General features: G+C 45.5%; 17 protein-coding genes. 13 read left to right on the top strand and 4 right to left on the bottom strand.

Annotation, left to right across the window (positions count from 1 at the left end; translation table 11 throughout):
• Window positions 1-60: 60 nt before the first annotated feature.
• Complete coding sequence (locus LSG37_RS04755) at window positions 61-717, top strand: choice-of-anchor H family protein (RefSeq protein ID WP_233078787.1); 657 nt, start codon at window positions 61-63, stop codon at window positions 715-717.
• A gap of 76 nt (window positions 718-793) precedes the next feature.
• Here LSG37_RS04755 and LSG37_RS04750 read toward each other — a convergent pair whose 3' ends face one another.
• Window positions 794-2,185 (bottom strand): PhoH family protein, encoded by a 1,392-nt coding sequence (locus LSG37_RS04750; RefSeq protein ID WP_008899305.1) that lies wholly within the window; start codon window positions 2,183-2,185, stop codon window positions 794-796.
• 279 nt (window positions 2,186-2,464) lie between these two features.
• On the opposite strand from LSG37_RS04750, the gene rapA reads away from it, so the two are divergent.
• From rapA to LSG37_RS04725, 5 genes are all read left to right on the top strand, one after another.
• The gene (rapA, locus tag LSG37_RS04745; RefSeq protein WP_233078786.1) at window positions 2,465-5,380 is read left to right on the top strand and encodes an RNA polymerase-associated protein RapA; all 2,916 of its coding nucleotides are present in this window, start codon (window positions 2,465-2,467) and stop codon (window positions 5,378-5,380) included.
• Between the two features lie 11 nt (window positions 5,381-5,391).
• On the top strand, window positions 5,392-6,045 hold the full coding sequence (locus tag LSG37_RS04740; RefSeq protein WP_233078785.1) for a pseudouridine synthase: 654 nt from the start codon (window positions 5,392-5,394) through the stop codon (window positions 6,043-6,045).
• A gap of 185 nt (window positions 6,046-6,230) precedes the next feature.
• Window positions 6,231-7,292, top strand: coding sequence for an OmpA family protein (locus LSG37_RS04735; protein WP_233078784.1), 1,062 nt, complete (start codon window positions 6,231-6,233; stop codon window positions 7,290-7,292).
• Between the two features lie 141 nt (window positions 7,293-7,433).
• Window positions 7,434-8,198: a DUF3530 family protein gene (locus LSG37_RS04730; RefSeq protein ID WP_233078783.1), complete on the top strand. Its 765-nt coding sequence runs from the start codon at window positions 7,434-7,436 to the stop codon at window positions 8,196-8,198.
• A gap of 81 nt (window positions 8,199-8,279) precedes the next feature.
• A complete protein-coding gene (locus tag LSG37_RS04725; RefSeq protein WP_233078782.1) occupies window positions 8,280-8,624 on the top strand; it encodes a DMT family protein in 345 nt (114 codons plus the stop codon).
• Here LSG37_RS04725 and djlA read toward each other — a convergent pair.
• From djlA to LSG37_RS04710, 3 genes are read right to left on the bottom strand one after another with little or no spacing between them, the layout of a single operon-like run.
• Window positions 8,621-9,421, bottom strand: a complete 801-nt coding sequence (gene djlA / locus LSG37_RS04720; RefSeq protein ID WP_233078781.1) for a co-chaperone DjlA — start codon at window positions 9,419-9,421, stop codon at window positions 8,621-8,623. The genes LSG37_RS04725 and djlA overlap by 4 nt on opposite strands.
• Complete coding sequence (murU, locus tag LSG37_RS04715; RefSeq protein ID WP_233078780.1) at window positions 9,411-10,094, bottom strand: N-acetylmuramate alpha-1-phosphate uridylyltransferase MurU; 684 nt, start codon at window positions 10,092-10,094, stop codon at window positions 9,411-9,413. The genes djlA and murU overlap by 11 nt, the downstream gene beginning before the upstream one ends.
• Before the next feature lies 1 nt (window position 10,095).
• Window positions 10,096-11,085, bottom strand: coding sequence for an aminoglycoside phosphotransferase family protein (locus tag LSG37_RS04710; RefSeq protein ID WP_233078779.1), 990 nt, complete (start codon window positions 11,083-11,085; stop codon window positions 10,096-10,098).
• A 142-nt stretch (window positions 11,086-11,227) separates the two neighbouring features.
• On the opposite strand from LSG37_RS04710, the gene LSG37_RS04705 reads away from it, so the two are divergent.
• The 7 genes from LSG37_RS04705 (at window position 11,228) to LSG37_RS04675 (ending at window position 19,903) form a co-directional block, all read left to right on the top strand.
• On the top strand, window positions 11,228-13,501 hold the full coding sequence (locus tag LSG37_RS04705) for an LPS-assembly protein LptD (RefSeq protein WP_233078778.1): 2,274 nt from the start codon (window positions 11,228-11,230) through the stop codon (window positions 13,499-13,501).
• A gap of 11 nt (window positions 13,502-13,512) precedes the next feature.
• Window positions 13,513-14,805, top strand: a complete 1,293-nt coding sequence (gene surA / locus LSG37_RS04700; protein ID WP_233078777.1) for a peptidylprolyl isomerase SurA — start codon at window positions 13,513-13,515, stop codon at window positions 14,803-14,805.
• Entirely contained in the window at window positions 14,802-15,800 is a 999-nt protein-coding gene (pdxA, locus tag LSG37_RS04695; RefSeq protein WP_233078776.1) for a 4-hydroxythreonine-4-phosphate dehydrogenase PdxA, read from the top strand. Before surA ends, pdxA begins: the two co-directional genes overlap by 4 nt.
• Entirely contained in the window at window positions 15,790-16,605 is an 816-nt protein-coding gene (gene rsmA, locus LSG37_RS04690; protein ID WP_233078775.1) for a 16S rRNA (adenine(1518)-N(6)/adenine(1519)-N(6))-dimethyltransferase RsmA, read from the top strand. Before pdxA ends, rsmA begins: the two co-directional genes overlap by 11 nt.
• Window positions 16,602-16,979 carry a Co2+/Mg2+ efflux facilitator ApaG/CorD gene (gene apaG / locus LSG37_RS04685; protein WP_233078774.1) on the top strand — a complete coding sequence of 126 codons (378 nt, stop codon included), beginning with the start codon at window positions 16,602-16,604 and terminating at the stop codon, window positions 16,977-16,979. Before rsmA ends, apaG begins: the two co-directional genes overlap by 4 nt.
• A gap of 4 nt (window positions 16,980-16,983) precedes the next feature.
• Entirely contained in the window at window positions 16,984-17,781 is a 798-nt protein-coding gene (locus LSG37_RS04680) for a symmetrical bis(5'-nucleosyl)-tetraphosphatase (protein WP_233078773.1), read from the top strand.
• 109 nt (window positions 17,782-17,890) lie between these two features.
• Window positions 17,891-19,903, top strand: a complete 2,013-nt coding sequence (locus LSG37_RS04675) for a HAMP domain-containing methyl-accepting chemotaxis protein (RefSeq protein ID WP_233078772.1) — start codon at window positions 17,891-17,893, stop codon at window positions 19,901-19,903.
• Window positions 19,904-19,913 lie beyond the last annotated feature (10 nt).

Genomic DNA, 19,913 nt, shown 5'->3' with positions numbered 1-19,913 from the left:
TTCAGCCAGTATTCATGGCCATTGGCCTGTAATGATACCAAAGCTTAGGAGGCTCTGTGTATGCGTAAATTTTGGTTGGTCAGTTTATTTGTTGTAACACCTTTTCTTACTCTGGCCGCGCCTGCAGAAGTCGCATCCACCAAAGAGTCATTTGCGTTGCCGTCTGAGTTGGCTGCGACAGCCAAACCTAAAGCAACACTGCGCAGCAGCGGCGCTTTAATTCAAAGTGTCGAAAACAATGTCTGGTTTGATACCATAGATATTTCATTTGATTCAGATATAAATAATAACGGCTTTTATCATAGCCTCTATGTTCGTTTTGACGCCGACACCAACTATACCTCGGTGCCAGTCTATGCCCATTTTGCGTTAAAACGTGCCGGCGCTCCTGAGGTCATCATCCATACCAGCTCTGTATTTACCTTATACGGTACCAGTGCAGATGATTGGTTTGCGATAGAAAGTGAGCTGCTGCATAGCCTGCCGCCAGCCTATTACGATTTGGTGATCCGGATTTATGATGCCGATTACAATGACTTGTTAGCCGAAATTTCAGGATTCGACGAACCTGCTTTATCAAGACTTCCACTGGAAGATTATTCTTATGACAGACCGCAGGTTGTGATTATTGAAGAAGACAGCGGCAGTTTTGGCTGGTTGAGTATAGTGGCATTGTTTGCAGTTGCTGTTGCACGCAGAAAATTTAAAGTGGTTTAACTGCCTGCAGAGAAATCAAAGCTATAGTGCAGAAGTGTTAAAGCCCCGCAGCAAAGCGGGGCTTTTTTTAAATCCTTTACAAATTGGCCTCAGCAAAAGATGCCAACCTGCTTCGCACCACACCATTAAGATTAACGGTCGTGCTGCCTTCAAAGTTTTTAAAACGCTCCACTATATAAGTTAAACCCGAGGTCACTGCCGTCAGGTAATTGCTGTCGATTTGCGACAGGTTGCCGGAACAAATCAGTTTGGTACCTTCACCACAGCGGGTGATGATAGTTTTTAGCTGCGCTGCGCTTAAGTTCTGACATTCATCCAACAGTACTATCGCGTTCTGGATGCTTCGACCACGCATAAAGTTCACAGACTTAAACTGGATGTTGGCTTTGTCCATAATGTATTGCACGCTGGCATGAGGGTGTTCATCCGTTTTATGCAGCACTTCCAATGAATCGGTAATAGCTGCCAGCCAAGGTGCCATTTTCTCTTCTTCGGTGCCAGGTAAAAAGCCAATAGACTCAGCAATTTCCGGCGTGTTGCGGGTGACTATTACTTTGTCGTACAGGCCTTTTTCAATCACCAACTCCAGCGCGGCAGCCAAAGCAATCAGAGTTTTACCACAACCTGCAGGCCCGGTCAGGATCACTAAATCCATATCAGGGTCCAGCAAGGCATTCAGTGCCATCGCCTGATAAATGTTTTTCGGGTGAATACCCCAGGCATGTTTGTGCATCAGGCGCTCAAAACCCAAATCGAGAATTTTGATTTCCTGTTCATTGATTTCCAGCACCCGGCCAGCAAAAGTTTCAGCTTCGTCAATCAGGTACTCATTCAGGTAGGCATTAGGCAGTACGGAGCGAGGTACAAAATGATAGGTGTCTCGACCTTCGTTATGGGTGCGGCAATCTTTGACCACAGACCAGAAATCGCCGGAAAACTTGTAATAGCCCTTGTATAAAAACCGCACATCATCAATCAATTGGTCAGTACGGTAATCTTCAACCAGTTTCAGCCCTGCCCCTTTAGCTTTCAGGCGCATATTAATATCTTTGGTGACCAGTATCACTTTGGTCGGCGCTTTTTCCCGCTGTAAAAATAAAGCGGTATTAATAATCAGATGGTCATTTTCACCGCCGGGCAAGCCGGGGATTTGGTCGCTGATATGATGGTCGTTGATGATAAACAAATGACCGGCATTTTTTTCTTCAAGATGGCAGGGTAAAGCAACCCCCAACAGCATCTCTTCAGGTGAAGCGTCTTTTAAAACATCTTCCAGCGCCCGAATAGCAATACGGGCCTCTCGGCTGACGTCTTTGTGTTTGTCTTTGATATGGTCCAGTTCTTCGAGCACAGTCATCGGGATGACAACGTCGTGTTCCTGAAAGTTTAAGAAGGCGAAAGGTTCATGCAGCAGAATGTTGGTGTCCAGAACGTATATTTTTTTATCTTTAGCTCTTCTTCGCGCCATAAGCAGCTCCTTAGCGACAATAAAAACCATGAAAGTTCATGGCAAAAATACAACAATCCTTACTTCAACTCTGACTGGCTCCCTGATGCTTTGGTTCAGTGGGAAGGAAGATGTCAGTGCTTTTATTCATTTGATCTAAGCTTAGAGCAAAAATGCACTGCCTGTATGACCAATAGATGACGATTTTTAATCTATGGAAAAAAAATACGTCATGACAGCTGATGCGGTCTCAGGCTTTTCGCTGTACCATGGCGCGCCATTTTCTGCAGTGAGGACAAGATGATAAAATTTGCTTTGGGTCAACGTTGGATCAGCGACAGTGAGTCGGATTTAGGTTTAGGTACTGTGATTGGGCAGGAAGGCAGGATGCTGACTTTGTTGTTCCCCGCCAGTGGTGAAAACCGCCTGTACTCCATTTTGGAAGCACCGCTGACCCGTGTACAGTTTAACCCGGGCGATACAGTCAAAAGTGCCGAAGGTTTCTCAGTGCTCATCAGTGAAGTAGAAAGTAAAAACGACTGTTTTATTTATCATGGCACCCGCACCGACACAGATGAGACTGTCGCACTGCGTGAATTATTTCTCGACCATTTTATTAGCTTCAGTCAACCACAGGACCGCTTATTCGCTGGTCAGGTCGATCGTTTTGAAACCTTCCCTCTGCGTTACCAAAGCTGGCAGCATTTACATCAGCAGCAACAAAGCCCGTTGCAAGGTTTAGTCGGCGGCAGAATGAGTTTGATCCCGCATCAACTTTACATCGCCGAAGAAGTAGCAAAACGCCATGCGCCGCGTGTATTACTGGCGGACGAAGTAGGTTTGGGTAAAACCATTGAAGCGGGTTTAGTGATCCATCAGCAGGTGCTGGCGGGTTTAGCCAAACGTGTGCTGGTGATCGTACCTGAGTCACTGCAACATCAGTGGCTGGTGGAAATGCTGCGCCGTTTTAACCTTAAATTTTCTATTTTTGATGATGAACGTTGTATTGAATCCTCATTGGATGGTGGCAACCCCTTTGAAACTGAACAGTTAATATTAACCAGCCTGGAATTTCTGGTTAAAAAGCGCAGCCATCACCAAAAAGCTGTCGAAGCCGACTGGGATTTATTGGTGGTAGATGAGGCTCACCATTTGCACTGGAGCGAGGAAGCAGCCAGCACTGAATACCAACGTATTGAAGAACTGGCAGAAGGCACAGCAGGTTTAATATTACTGACCGCCACTCCTGATCAACTGGGTCATCAGAGTCATTTTGCCCGCTTGCGTTTATTAGACCCAAACCGTTTCCATGACTATCAGGCGTTTATTGCAGAAGAACAAAGCTACAAACAGATTGCCGATTTGGCGGCCGCTGTGCTGGAGCAAACGCCATTAAGCCAGGCTTCCGCCCAAGAGCTAAGCCAATTGTTAGCTGAAAGCGACATCAAAGCCGCTTTAGCCACTTTGCAAGATGCGAACAGCAGCGATGATGAAATTAATCAGGTAAAACAGCAGTTACTGAGCCAATTACTGGACCGTCATGGCACAGGCCGGATTTTATTCCGCAATAGCCGCAGCGCTATTTCAGGCTTTCCACAACGTCAGCCCAAAGCTGTTGCCCTGCACCTACCTGAACAATATCAAAATGCGTTAAAAGTGCAGCAAGCCTTTAATAAGCAACAAAGCCTTGAGCAAAAAGCCAAAGCCAGTTTATTTCCTGAGCGGGTGTTTCAGGAGTTTGAAGGCAAAGCCAGCAGTTGGTGGCAGTTTGACCCAAGGGTTGACCACCTGATTGCTTTACTGAAACAACATAAACGCAGCAAATTTTTATTGATCTGTGCTCACGCTGATACAGCTATCGCACTGGAAGAGGCAGTTCGGGTTCGTGAAGGTATCCGCGCATCGGTATTCCATGAAGGTATGACTATTGTCGAACGGGATATGGCAGCCGCTTATTTTGCTCAGGAAGATAACAGCGCTCAAATGCTGATTTGTTCAGAAATTGGTAGTGAAGGCCGTAACTTTCAGTTTGCTCATCATCTGGTGTTATTTGATTTACCACTGAACCCGGATTTGCTTGAGCAACGAATAGGTCGTCTGGACCGTATAGGTCAGACGCAGGATATTCAAATCCATATCCCTTATTTTGCTAACCATCCTCAGCAGGTACTACTGGACTGGTATCAGCAGGGTTTACAGGCGTTCAGTCAAACCTGCCAAACCGGGCGTTCCGTATTTGAACAAGTGTCTACTGAGCTGTTTGAGCTGCTTTCTGCCAACACAGTAGATCATGATGCTGTACAGGCGCTTATCGCAAAAAGTGCAGAACTGAACCTGCAACTGAAACAAAAGCTGGAGCAAGGCCGCGATAAACTGCTTGAAATCAATAGTTCAGGTCGAGGTAGGGCCCGTGAACTGGCTGATGCTATCGCCACTTTGGATGATGAAACCCGTCTGCCGATGTTTATGTTACGGGCATGGGATGTTCTGGGTGTGAATCAGGACGACCGCGGCGAAAACAGTATGGTGCTGACTATGTCGGAACACTTGCACAGCCACTACCCTATGCTGGACGACGATGGTGTCAGCGTTACCTTTGACCGGGCCACCGCTTTGGCACAGGAAGATATTCAGTTTTTAAGCTGGGATCACCCTATGGTTCAAGGCACTTTAGATATCTTAACCAATGAGCAAATGGGCAACAGTTCTGTGGCCTTGTTGCCGAATAAAGCTCTGCCTGCCGGTACTTATTTTGTTGAATTTATTTTTATCGTTGAAGCCAGCGCGCCCAAAGAGCTGCAACTGGGTCGTTATTTGCCTGTCACTCCAGTGCGTTTGTTATTGGAAAAGAATGGGAAAAATCTGGCTGCAAATGTTGGCTTTGAGCAGTTTAATAAGCAATTAAAGCCTGTAGGCCGACAACCTGCAGCCAAGATGGTAAAAGCCTTACAAAGCTTTATTCACCCGCTGATAGGTAAAGCGCAGGAATTGGCCACAGCGCGTTTAATTGAAGTTCAGCAGCAAGCCCAGCAGTTGATGCAACAACAGCTGAATGCTCAGATTGAACGCTTGCAGGCCCTGCAGAAATTGAACCCGTCCGTGCGACCGGAAGAAATTGTACATTTACAAAAACAGCAACAAGAATTAACAGATTACATCAGTAAAGCTCGGTTAAAATTTGATGCGTTGCGGGTAGTAGTTGTCAGTCATGACTAAAAGTGAATACAATGTTACTTGAGTACAAGCCGCCAAAAGAACCTTATCTGGATATTGTGTACCAGGATCAGGATATTGTGGTACTGAATAAACCCAGTGGTCTACTGACAGTGCCGGGAAAAGCGCCTGAACACAAAGACAGTTTGGATTACAGGGTGCGCTTGGTCTGGCCTTTGGCTCGTATAGTACACCGACTGGATATGGCGACTTCAGGTTTGGTTGTAATGGCAATGCATGCTCAAAGTCAGCGCGATCTTAATAAACAGTTTGAGTTGCGTCAGACCAAAAAGCGTTATTTTGCTTTGCTGGAAGGCAGGGTGTCTGTCGATTCAGGTGCTGTTGACTTGCCTTTGATTTGTGACTGGCCTAACCGACCAAAACAAATGGTGCATTTTGGATCTGGTAAGCCTTCTTTAACGTATTTTAAAGTGTTGGAGCGAACTCCACACCAAACGAAAGTAGAACTTACTCCCATTACAGGGCGTTCTCACCAGTTAAGAGTACATATGTTATGGTTAGGACATCCGATACTTGGGGATAAGTTTTATGGAACTGAGCAAGGAAAAAGTTCAGTGACTCGACTTCAATTACATGCTGGCTCTTTGACATTAAAACACCCAACCTCAGGAACTGAGCTATATTTTGACGTTGAGTGCCCGTTTTAATCAGAGGAACAGCAGTAATTGATGGCTTTGTTAACCTAAGGTTCAGTTATTTAAGGTAAACTTAGCACAACGGTAAGAAGTCAGATGGACATCTGACTTAAATTCGTAATAACGAGCAGCTAGATTTGACTAAATATTTTACTCAAATAGAATAGCAGCCGCAATTTACCTCTTAGGAGATATGGATGAAACTAAGTACTAGCGCAATTGCCATTATGGCAACATTACTTTCGACAGCTGCTTTAGCAGATAGTTCAAAACCTTTAGTTAGCGACCGTGCTTTCGGTTCTGTGTTTGGTGAATACTACATGCCAGACGGTGACAAAACCCAAACTTCAGAATGGGCTTACGCAGACAAAGGCTGGGGCTACGGTGTTGAATTAGGTTACAACCTGGACGAGACCTGGGCTTTACGTCTGGAATTCGCTAAACAACGTTTAGAGCAATTAATCACCGACGATAAAATCGATGGCGAGCGCATAGGTTTGGATGTGTTGTACTCCATTCCAGGTTCAGGCATGTACCTGTTAGGTGGTTTAAAACGCCTTGACATCGAAACAGTTGATAATGCTTCTGCAATCAACATCGGTGTGGGTTACCGTCAGTACTTAAATGATCGCGTATCTCTGTTCGGCGAAATGAACCGTTTCCAGGGTATCAGTGACAGTTTTGCAGACGCCAACATTAAATTAGGTATGTCAGTGCTGTTTGGTGATGCTCCTGTTGTAGCAGAACCTACTCCAGCTCCAGAGCCAGTAGCTCCTGTTGTTGTAGTTGCAGACAGCGACAACGACGGTGTTCCTGATTCAAGCGATCTGTGCCCAGGCACTCCATCTACTGATAAAGTAGATGCAACTGGCTGTTCAATCTTCACTGAAAAAGAAGTGAACTTCACATTAAAAGCTCAGTTTGACAACGATTCAGCTGTTATCAAACCAGAATACAATTCAGAAATCGCTGACTTAGCGGCTTTCTTAAAACGTTTCCCTGGTACTGATGTTGAAATCGGTGGTCACGCCTCTAACGTTGGTGGCGCTGCATACAACCTGAAATTATCTGAGCGTCGTGCTGATGCTGTAGCTAAAGTATTGTTAAACGAACACGGCATCAGTGCTAATCGTGTAACAGTAAAAGGTTACGGTGTGTCACGTCCGAAAGTTGAAGGTAATACTAAAGCTGCACATGCTGCTAACCGCCGCATTGAAGCTGTTGTAACTGCAACTATCAAAGAAAAAGTAGAGCGTTAATCTCTGCTACTAAAAAAACCGCCGCAAGGCGGTTTTTTTGTTTGTATCTATTCATCACCAGGCTAACTCACTCTGTTTGGTAAAGTTTCGCCAGTGGCTGCCGATATCCTACTCAAGTTCAGCTTTTCAGAGCACCATCGGATGTCGTCGAAAATTTTTGCCTTGCTGCTGTTTAGCGCACACATTCAGGTTGCTGCCGCCGCCTCTATGGAGGAATGGCATAAAGCCGATCTGACCTGGCAGCTACCTGCAGATGAAATCACAGAATTGTTGGCTGGAGATACAAGCTTTCTGGCGTTAAAAAGGGCTGCTTTTACTGCAAAAGTAAAAGGCACTATGTTATTTATTCCAGATTGGTCCCAGCATGCCTCAAGCCCGAAAAATCTGAATTTATTGCGAAAAGAGTTTAATGACTATGGTTGGGATACGCTAGCAATTGCAGTGCCTGACGCGCCTTTACAGGATGATGAGCAAGCCTTAGAAAACTACAAAGACCAGTTACAACAACGCATTGAAGTAGCTATGCAAAGTGCTATGGCGGAAAACAATACTGTAATTATTGTGGCTCAAGGCAGCAGTGCAGCTTTAATAAGCCAGCTGTATGCAGACAAAAAACTGCAGGAACCGCAATCGTTGATTTTATTGGAGGCTTACTTACCTGCAGCAGAGCAACAACGTAGCCTGCCTCTGGCGATAGCAAAACAACAGGTTCCCACTCTGGACTTGATACAACAACAAGGTAACCAGCAAGTGGCCGCTCAATGGCAGTTACGCAAACAACTGGCCAGGCAACAACAAAAATTACTTTATCGTCAGAGGGAAATCAGTGGGCTTAGTGCGCAAGCTGAAACTCAACAGCAGGTATTTAAAGAAATTTATGGCTGGTTAAGCTATCAGGGCTATTAAAATTAACTTTTCCCCTACTAAAAACCTATTACACTATGCGACATTCATGTTCCTGCCATTCGTCAGCGGAGAAGTCAGACTATGTCACCTTTGGTTCAAACGGTCTTGTTGCTGACCGCCAGTAATATTTTTATGACCTTCGCCTGGTATGGTCATCTCAAACATTTTAAAAGCTCGGCTCTGTATATAGCTATTGCAGTTTCATGGGGTATAGCATTGTTTGAATATATGCTGATGGTGCCTGCCAATCGGATAGGTCACCAGGTCCTCAGCCTGGCTCAGCTGAAAATTCTGCAGGAAGTGATCACCTTAAGTATTTTTATTCCATTCGCTGTTTTCTATATGAGGGAGCCTTTTAAATGGAATTATGTTTATGCAGGCTTGTGCTTGCTGGGCGCAGTCTATTTTATGTTTTTCCGCGATTAAGTCCGTTGCTTACGAATTAACTCGTAAGCGGCCTGAATATCCTGAGTTTTTTGTTTGGCAACATCCATAAGCTCAGGTGGCAAACCTTGTGACATCAGCTTGTCAGGATGATGTTGCGCCATCAGCTTTTTGTAAGCCTTTTTTAGCTGTGCTTCAGAACTGTCTGCGCTGATGCCTAAAATCTTGTAGGCATCTGTCAAACGATGTCCTGTGTCAACAGCTCCGCCGCCATTGCTTTTAGCAAAACGTGCTTCAGCTTCGTAACGACTCAACATCTGCTCCAGTTGAGTACCACTGATCCCCAGCGCAGAAGCAACCTGTGTCAGTATTCTCTGCTCCGCGCTGCTTAGATGTAAATCAACATAAGCAGTACTGATTTGAATTTCCAAAAACATCAGCAACAAATCAGGCCTGGATCTGTACGCAGATTTAAATTCAGCCAACTGTTCTAACAGAGCGAAGTCCGCCTGTTTACCATGGCGAAAAGCCGCCTGAGCTTCTTGTTTCTGCGCTGCTGTTAAACCTAATTGGTCCATAAAAACAGTTGCTTGCTGAATATGGGACTTAGTGACTACCCCATTAGATTTAGCTATATGGCCCATTACTGCAAAAGTGTTGTAACGGAAAATTCCCTGAGCTTCAGACGTATCGCGGGAAAAACCATTAAAACCGCCACGACTGGCGAATGCTCCGCCATAGGATTTATCGAACCAGTGCCCAATCAATAAACCAAGAAATAAACCAGGGATCTTCAGCAGAGCCATGCCAAATAAGGCACCAAGAATTTTACCCCACATGTTCAGACTCCAGTTGCGCCGACAATTCATTCAGTCGTTGCACAGTACCAATGTCGTGCCATACCCCCTGATAAAGCTCTGCCGTCACTTGATGTTGCGCCATAGCCCGGCGTAAATAAGGTGCTAATTTTTGCTTGCCCTCAGGCACAGCACTGAAAAACTCAGGGCGGTAAACAGCAATGCCACTAAAGGTAAAACACTGCTCTGCTTCAGCCAAAGCCAAACCTGTTGCACTGATACCGAAATCGCCATTGGGGTGCTGCAAAGGATTAGGTACCAATACCAGATGAGCCAAACTATCAGGAGCCAACTTATCCATTAATTGCTGATAAGGATAATCGCTGAATACATCGCCATTGATCACCATAAAAGGCGCATCACCCAGCAAGGGCAGCGCCTTTTTTATACCTCCGGCCGTTTCAAGTCCTTCGGCACCTTCATCCGAATAGCGGATCTTCACCCCGAACTGCTGACCAGTGCCTAAATGCTGTGGCAACAAATGACCCAGCCAGGCATGGTTAATCACTATATCCTGCACTGCGGCGTCACGGAGCGCTTCCAGATGGTAGTGGATCAATGCTTTGCCAGCCACAGCTAACAGTGGTTTTGGTAACAGATCAGTTAAAGGTCGCATCCGTTCACCACGACCTGCAGCCAGTATCATTGCTTTCATCTCAGGCCATAGCCTCCAGTGCAGGTTTGACTTTATTTTTCAGCCACAGATCCAGCTCCTGCAACTGTGGGTACAACTGCGTGACCTCAAGCACATACTCAAAGACACGAGGTAAATCAGCCAAATAACCCGATTTTCCATCACGATGGTACAAGCGGCAGAAAATACCGCAGACTTTAATATGCCGCTGCAATCCCATCCAATCAAACCAAAGCTGGTACTGCTCAGCACTAACCTCTAGAGGCAACTCAGCCTTTGCTTTGAGGTTGCTGTAAAACTCATGGCTTAATGATTGAACCAGCTCAGCTGGCCACTTGACGTAACAATCCTTCAGTAAGGACACGGCATCATAGGTTACAGGGCCAGTCACCACATCCTGAAAATCAATCACAGCCAGACAACCGTCCGGCTGCAACATCAAATTTCGGGCATGATAGTCACGATGCATACCTGCCTGAGGTTGCTGTAGTGCTGATTCTGCAAGCAACAGAAAATGCCGCTGCAACATGCTTTGTTCTTGTTCAGTCAAGCTAAGTTGCAAGTGCTGCAGCACAAACCAATCAATAAAGATCTGCATTTCACGCAATAAAAAAGCCTGATCAAATACTGGCAAAGGTCCTGCGCTTGTCGCGCTGATAGTCCGGATCTGAGTTAGTTGTGCCAATGCCTGACGATAAAAAGTAGCAGCAGTGTCATGTGTCAGTCTGGATAACAATAAGGTGTCGCCCAAATCACCCAGCAGTAATAAGCCTTGCTCAATATCCTGTGCAATAATCCGGGGAACCTTTAAACCTGCCTGCGCAAATGCCTGCTGGGTCGCAACAAAACGACCACAATCCTCTGTTGGTGTTGGTGCATCCATCAGAATGTAGCTGGTTTGAGCGACGGAAAAGCGAAAATAGCGCCTGAAGCTGGCATCCCCGGTAATAGGATCAAGGTGAATAACTTCACCAGGAAAACACGCCGTCAAAAAACTTTGAATTAACTGCATTCGAGCTGGCACTTCATCCCCCGTCATCTGGTCAAAGCCAGCACTATAACGGATTAGCAGGATCCGGAAAATTGATTTATTATAGCTGACCCGGTGTTCTGGTCCTTTTCACCTGTTTCACATAGTGTACTAAGTAGGTTGCATGACTCATTCTTTGATCTATCGCCTTATTATCATGGCGCTTGGTATTCCTTATCTTGCCCATGCAGAAGAGCAAACACCTCAACCTATCCAGCAATGTTATGGTGCTGTGGATATCCCGGCAAAGTTGAGTCAGCTGTCAGCAAAAGATAACAGATTACAAATATTGTCTGACCGCATCCGAATGATGCAAGATCAAACGGCATTATTTGATGGCAATATAGAAATCATCTACCGCGACACTATGCTAAATGCCGCAAATGCCCAGGTCAGCCAAAAAAGCCAGACCTTGCTTGCCAGCGGCGGCATTGAATACTTCAGTCCGGATTTAAAAGTTAGCAGCAGTCATTTCACGGCTCATCTCAAAGAAGACAGAGCCATATTAGGTGAAGCGGACTATAAGTTGATTAGTCAGTCTGGCCGCGGTTATGCCAAAGAGATGAGTGCTGATAAAAAGCAAATTAATTTATCCGAAGCCAGTTTTACGACCTGTCCAGACAACGACAATAGTTGGGCCCTGCATGCAGATAAAATTAATATTAACGCCGATGATGGCTGGGGTGAAGCCTGGCATTCGGTTATTAAAATTCAGGATGTGCCTGTATTTTATCTGCCTTACATGACCTTCCCTGTCAGTGATAAGCGCAAAAGTGGCTTATTGTTTCCCAAAATTGGCAGCTCACAGAAATTAGGGGTGGATCTTGAAACACCTTACTACCTGAATCTGGCCGATAACTATGATGCCACTATCAGCCCGCGCTTTATGAGTAAACGAGGTGCTCAGTTGAACACCGAATTCCGTTATCTGACGGAAGATCATCGTGGCCAGTTGCAACTGGAAATCTTACCTGACGACAACGACAAGCCCGCAGGTTTTGGCAGTCGCTATTTAACTCATTTCAGCCATAGTGGCGATTTATCAGACCGGTGGCGCGCCAGTGTCGACTTTACTGATGTCAGCGACGACGCTTACTTGTCTGAACTCGGATCGGATTACAATAACCAAAGTGACACTCAACTTTACCGGCAAGCCAGCCTGAATTATTTCGGGGATTACCTGAATTCAGAAATCCGTCTGCAAGGCTTTGAGATCCTCGGAAATTACTCGCCTTCTTATGCTGCTTTGCCACAAATTGATCTCAGCTCTGCCGCACCAACGGATTTAGCTGCTGGTTTTGAATTTAACTGGCACAGCCAATACGCTCATTTTCGCAATGACAGCGCCCTGATCACCAGCGCCGACCGTTTACATCTTGAACCCAGCATTCGATGGCCTTTAATCACACCAGCCGTCGAGTTAGTCGCAGAAACCAGCTTGCTGCATACCCGTTACCAACAAAATACCGATCAAGACAGTTTATTCGTTCAAAAAGACACCAACAGAACAGTGCCCAAAGTCCAGATCAACGCCAAACTGAATATGGAAAGAGAGTTGAGCTGGGAAAATGCCGATTCATTACAAACTTTTGAACCACAAATACAATACCTGTATATTCCCTATCGCGACCAGTCGATGATTGGCCTGTATGACACAGCGCCTTTGCAAGACGATTATTATGGTTTATTCCGTGAAAACAGATATTCGGGTCTTGACCGAATTGCCGATACCAACCAATTCACTCTGGGCTGGACAACTCGTCTTTATGACTCACAGGATACCGAATTATTCCGCTTTAGCCTTGGTCAGATTATATTCCTGAATGATCCGCAGCCCATAGACAACATAGTGCCCGACGCCAAACAACCTGCCGATTCAGTGCTGGCATCCGAGCTTTTGTGGAATTGGAGCAAAGGCTGGTACTTAAATACCGCATTGCAGTATGATTCAAGCAATGAGCGTATGGTGAAAAGCAACGTGACTTTGGATTACATAGCAGATGATAAAAGTCTGTTTCAGTTGAACCACCGCTACAGTCGTGAGGTCTCAGACTACGAAATTGCACAAATAGGCTTTTTAGGCACCACACCTATTGATGATAAATGGAAACTGATTGCCAGTTATTATCGTGACATCAACAAGCATCATATGATAGAAGCTAACCTCGGTTTGCAATATGAATCCTGTTGCTGGGCAATTCGTGTGGTAGCTAAGCGCCAAATCAATACCAACCTTGAATTGGCACTGAATGATTTGTCCCAACCTCCGACTTTTGATAACGGTATAGCCGTACAGTTTGTATTAAAAGGTTTTGGTGAGGGTGCTGGCTTCTCTGTCAGCGACATGTTATCGAATGGAATTTTTGGTTATAGACGCCCATATTTACTAAATAATTAATGTAGGAACCTATGAAGTTACAACTTTTGATTGCCAGCTCTGTGGCCGTATTTCTGGCCTTCTCGAGCCAGGCGGCAGAACAGAAGATCGACGGTATTGCAGCTATAGTTAACAACGGTGTCGTCTTGGATACTGAAGTGACTGATATGGTCAATAAGGTAAAGCGTAATGCGCAAAGCCAGGGCCAGACCTTACCTTCTGATCGGGCTTTACGTACTCAGGCTCTGGAACGTTTAATCAGCAATAGTTTACAAATGCAAATGGCTACCCGTATGGGTCTGCAAATCACCGATCCACAATTGGATCAGGCGTTGGAAAACGTTGCTCGCGGCGAAAACCTGACGATGGAACAATTTCGGCAACGTATAGTGCAAGAAGAAGGGGACTATCAGCAATTTCGTGAACGCTTCCGTGAGGAAATCACCGCTGGTGAAGTGTTACGCGCTAATGTGCAACGTCGTATCTACATCAGCCCACAGGAAATAGACAGCCTGATGAAAGTGATGGAAGAACAAGGCGCCTCCAACGAGCAATACAATGTAGGTCATATTCTGATTTCAATACCAAATCAGGGCAGCACCGAAGAGATCAATGACGCAAAAGATCGCGCCGACAAAGTGATGAAATTGTTGCGTGAAGGCAGCGATTTCAAAAAGATTGCCATTGCGTCGTCATCTGACAGCACAGCACTGGATGGTGGTGATATGGGTTGGATGAATATTAACGAAATGCCAACCTTGTTCTCTGATGCTATTCGTGGCAAAAAGAAAACCGATGTGATTGGTCCGTTACGTTCAGGTGCCGGTTTTCATATTCTGACTATTTTTGATATTCGTGGTGCCAACGTCGCTGAAATGAATGAAGTTAAATCACGTCATGTACTGATTAAACCATCCATTATCATGAGTGAAGAAAAAGCCCGTGACACCTTGAAGCAGTTTGTTGTCGACTTTAAAGCTGGCAAAGCTGATTTTGCCGAATTTGCCAGTGCCAATTCTGAAGACCCGGGCTCTAAACTCAAAGGTGGTGATTTAGGTTGGGCAGATCCTGCTATGTATGTACCGGCCTTCCGCGATACCTTAAACAATATGCAATTACAGGAAGTTAGCGAACCTTTCCGTACTGAACATGGCTGGCACGTTGTACAGTTATTAGAGAAACGTGTTGTCGACATGACCGCAGAAAGAAAACAGGATCAAGTGTACCGTATGTTGTTCAATCGCCGATTCAACGAAGAGCAAGCCAACTTCCTGCGTGAGTTGCGTGATCAGGCCTTTATAGAAGTGCTGGCGGAAACTGAATGACATTAAGGATTGCAATCACCCCTGGTGAACCGGCTGGTATAGGCCCCGATCTGGTGGTGATGTTGGCGCAAAAAGACTGGCCAGTGCAGCTTGTAGTTTGTGCCAACGCCGAAGTGTTACAACAAAGAGCGGCAGTATTAAACCTGCCGCTTCAGCTTTTACCTTATGACCCGACTCAAGTTGCACAACCACAAAAGGCTGGTACTCTGACTTATGTCGACTTCCCTTTAGAAGCCGCTGTAGCTCCAGGCCAGCTCAATGAAGCGAATGGTCGTTATGTGGTAGAGACCTTAAAGTATGTGGGCGAAAAATCCATGTCTGACGAATTTGACGCCATAGTTACGGGTCCGGTCCATAAAGGCATTATCAATAAAGCAGGTATTCCGTTTAGCGGCCATACCGAATATTTTGCGCATCTATCGAATACGCCTTATGTAGTGATGATGCTGGCAACCGAAGGTCTGAGGGTTGCTCTAGCCACGACTCATATCCCTCTGGCTTATGTAGCCAAAGCCATCACCAAAGAACGCTTACACAAAGTGATCTCTGTGTTACATCATGATTTACAGCACAAATTCGCTATTGAATCCCCGGTAATTTACGTCTGTGGGTTAAATCCGCATGCTGGAGAAGACGGGCATCTGGGTCGTGAAGAAATAGATATCATCAGCCCCGCTTTAGAAGAATTACGTTCACAAGGCATGAATCTGGTGGGGCCTTTGCCGGCAGATACGCTGTTTCAGGCTAAATATCTGGACCATGCCGACGCCGTCTTAGCTATGTACCACGACCAAGGCTTGCCTGTTCTGAAGCATAAAGGCTTTGGACGTTCGGTGAATATCAGCCTTGGTTTACCTTTAATCAGAACCTCAGTCGACCATGGTACTGCGCTGGATTTAGCCGGCACAGGAAAAGCCGACCCTGGAAGTTTATTCCACGCCCTGGAACAAGCCATTTATTTAGCGCAAAGAGCCAAGTTATCACATGACAGATAAAGTACACCTGGGACACACAGCACGAAAACGTTTTGGTCAGAACTTCTTACACGACCCTGTCGTCATTGAACGTATTGTTAAAGCTATCAGCCCAAAACCAACAGATGTATTGGTTGAGATTGGCCCCGGTTTAGGAGCGATCACTGAGCCTGTGGCCGAAAAATCCGGGCATTTAACTGTGATTGAACTGGACAGAGATCTGGCCCAGCGTTTACAGGAGCATCCTGTGCTGGCAGATAAGCTGACTATCCATCAGGCTGATGCGATGAAATTTGATTTTCGCCAGTTAGTACAACCAGGCAAAAAGTTAAAAGTATTCGGTAATTTGCCTTACAACATCTCTACCCCACTGTTGTTTCATCTGTTCGACTATGCAGACGATATTGAAAATATGCATTTTATGCTGCAAAAAGAAGTGGTTGAGCGTATGACAGCAGGCCATGGCTCCAAAACCTATGGCCGTTTATCTGTCATGACCCAGTTTTTTTGTCATGCGATGCCAGTGGTAGAGGTGGGGCCTGGAGCTTTCAAACCAGCCCCTAAAGTGCATTCGGCCGTAGTTCGGCTTATCCCAAAACCAAGTTCAGAACGCCAGGATGTGCCTGTTGCAGTATTAAACAGGGTCTGCCTGGAAGCCTTTAACCAGCGCCGTAAAACCTTGCGTAACTGCTTTAGCAACTTTGCAACAGCGGAGCAAATTATCGAAATGGGAATAGATCCAACCTTGCGCCCTGAACAATTAAGCGTGGAGCAATTTATTGGCATCGCCCGTTGGCTGCATCAGCACGAGCAACAACAATTATGAGTCTGAGTTTTGAAATTCCTGTCTCAGTAGAGACATTTTATGTGGCAGCTCAATCTGACCCTGCACTAAACAGATATGTTTTTGCTTACACCATTACCATTAAAAACCATAGCACTGAAACAGTGCAGTTACTCAAACGCTATTGGCTTATCACTGATGCGAATGGCAAGGAAACTGAAGTGCATGGTGAGGGTGTGGTAGGTGAACAACCTCAACTGGCACCTGGCTCAAGTTACAGCTATACCAGTGGTGCAGTATTGGAAACCCCGGTAGGCACTATGCAAGGTCATTATGAAATGACCAGCCAAAGCCAATTATGTTTTAAAGCCGCCATTCCTTTGTTTCGTTTAGCTCTGCCCAATATTCTGAATTGATGTTATGTCTGGCTACGTGATCGGAGATGTTCAGGGCTGCTTTCAACAGTTGCAGTCGCTGTTAATTAAAATCCAGTTTGATCCACAGGTGGATGAATTGTGGTTTTGTGGCGATCTGGTTGCACGTGGTCCTGATTCATTAGCTACCTTACGTTTTGTCCGCTCTTTAGGAGATAAAGCTAAAGTAGTGTTGGGCAATCATGATTTACATTTTTTAGCCTGTGTTTATGGTTTAGCCGCAGTAGATCCACAGGACCAGTTGGATGAGTTACTTCATGCCCCTGATCTGCCGGAACTAATCCATTGGTTACAGCAACAACCTCTGATGTATTTTGAACCAGAGCGCGACCTGTTGCTGGTCCACGCAGGTTTAGCGCCGAACTGGGACTTACAGACAGCGTTGGATACAGCAGCGCAAGTCAGTCAGATACTAAGAGAATCCCCCGAAACTCTACTTGCAGTCATGTATGGCAATACCCCAGCTCTTTGGGCTGAGGCGAAAACTAATGAAGATCGTTGGCGTTTCGCTATTAACAGTTGCACCAGAATGCGTTTTTGTCTTTCAAATGGCGCACTTGAACTCAAAGAAAAGCGCCACCCGGAAAAAGTAAGTACGCTCGTCCCGTGGTATGACTTCTGGAAACACAAACCACACCCACAGATCTTCTTTGGTCATTGGGCGTCCTTGATGGGATATAGCCCTGTTGAGGGAATTAATGCGCTGGATACCGGTGCTGTTTGGGGAAATTCTTTAACAGCCTATTGTATTGAGACAGCACAGCGTTATAGTGTTTCTGACTAAAAATAACGCTATAATGCGACGTTGTTTCAAAATGTTCTATTTTGAATTGTTTATTGTGTGGTGACAGGGCCAATGACGCCCTTTTAGCCTGGATACTGGGAGTAAGGTTATGAAGTTAACGGTAGCACTTCGGATTATTGGTGGTTTTGGTGTTATTTCACTACTGCTGCTGGTGATCGGTATTACCTCGTACATGAGCTTGAATAGTATCAATGCCTCAACCACGCAAGTAAATGAAATATCTATCCCGGCACTTGAAAACAGTGCGGTGCTGCAAAGTGAATTTGTCAAAATGAGCAAAATCAGTTTGCAGGCTTTTTATGCCACTGAAGTAAAACAAGTAAAAGATTTAGAAACTCAATTCGGCGCAGAACAGGTTTTATACGATACCGCAGCTAAAGCATTACAAACTGTAGTTTCAGAAGAAGAAACACTGGCGAACTCCTTTAAAGAAGTTTCAGCCGCGTACACTGACTTTACCCCTATCAGTAAAAAGCTTTTCGCTGAATTAAGTAAAAGCCTGAGTTTACGAGATCAAATTGCCTCTCAGTTATCTGATGTTGAATTGAACTCCGATGATTCAGCCTCTTTACTGCTGGATTTCAGTGATATCAGAGACGTGACCCGCCGTTTTCCTGAAGCAAGCAAAGCAGGCACGGAACTCGAGACTGGTTTAAACACTCTGGTCAGCGTCGTAGTGGATTTAACCCGTACCACCTCAGCAACCACAGCAGATACTATTTCTAATGAAGTCACTTCACGTTTAGCAGGCGTTAACCAGCAAATGAACACCATTAGAACTGAAGCTGGTTCTGCTGTTGATATGGTCGCTGATTTAGAGGAAAAAATTACTGCGATCAATGAATTACTTGCTGGCGATGAAGGTATTCTGAGCTTAAAAGCACAAATGCTGGCAGCCTCAGCTGAAGCGCAAAAATTATTGACTCAGGCTGAAGGTCACAATAAAACAGCTCTAGATGGCTTAAACCGTCTGTTATCCAGAGCTCGTACTGTAGCAGGAGAAATTCAGGCAGAAGCCCAGTCTGATGTGTCTGGGGCTATTACTACCATCTTTCTGGTTGTACTGATTTCTATTGGTTTGGCCGTGGGTATTGCTATGGTAACAGTGCGCAGCATCACAGTGCCGTTGTCTAAAGTAAACGAAATTTTAGGTGTAGTGGCTTCAGGTGACTTAACCAAACGCCTGGATGATAAAGCTCAGGATGAATTTGGCGATCTGGCGCGTAACTGCAACCAGGTAATTACCAACTTACGTCAGTTGATCCAGGGTATTATTTCACGTTCTACGCAGCTTGCCGCAGCGTCAGAACAGACATCTGCCATTACAGTAGAAACCACTACAGCCATTCGCGAGCAGAAATCTCAGGTGACTCAGGCAGCGACAGCCACTACAGAGATGAGCAGCACCTCACAAGGTGTAATGCAAAGCTCAAATGATGCTTTGGCCGAAATTAAGAACGCAGATAGCGAAGCTGAACGGGTTAAGGTTATTTCTGAAAATAACAAGCAGACCATACTGCAGTTATCTAAAGAAGTGGATCAGGCTTCCACTGTGATCAATAAACTGCATAAAGACAGCGCTTCAATCGGCAGTATCCTTGATGTGATCCGTGGCATCGCAGAACAAACCAACTTGCTGGCATTAAACGCTGCTATCGAAGCAGCACGTGCTGGCGAGCAAGGTCGTGGTTTTGCGGTGGTAGCAGATGAAGTTCGCTCTCTGGCGAGCAAAACTCAAGCATCCACTCAGGAAATTCAGGCGATGATTCAGGTGCTGCAAACCGGTGCTCATGCTGCGGTAGAAGCCATGAACAAAGGTAAGAAGCAGGCTGAAAATTGTGTGACTCAGACTGAGGTGGCCGCTCAGGCGCTGGAATCTATCACTAACGCCGTGCATTTAGCGCACGATATGAGTGAACAGATCTCTCACGCTGCCAAAGAGCAGAATCAGGTGTCTAACGAAATCAGCCATTTGTTAGAATCTATTGTAACTATTGCCGAACAAACAGCTTCAGGCGCTGAGCAAACCTCTCAGTCCAGCCATGAAGTGGCTCGTTTAGCTGAAGAGTTACGCCAATCTGTAGACCAGTTCAAAGTCTGAACTGGTTACG

This window comes from Rheinheimera soli, assembly GCF_021290985.1.
In the GTDB taxonomy this organism is placed as follows: domain Bacteria; phylum Pseudomonadota; class Gammaproteobacteria; order Enterobacterales; family Alteromonadaceae; genus Pararheinheimera; species Pararheinheimera soli.
This window is presented reverse-complemented; position numbering and strand designations above follow the sequence as displayed.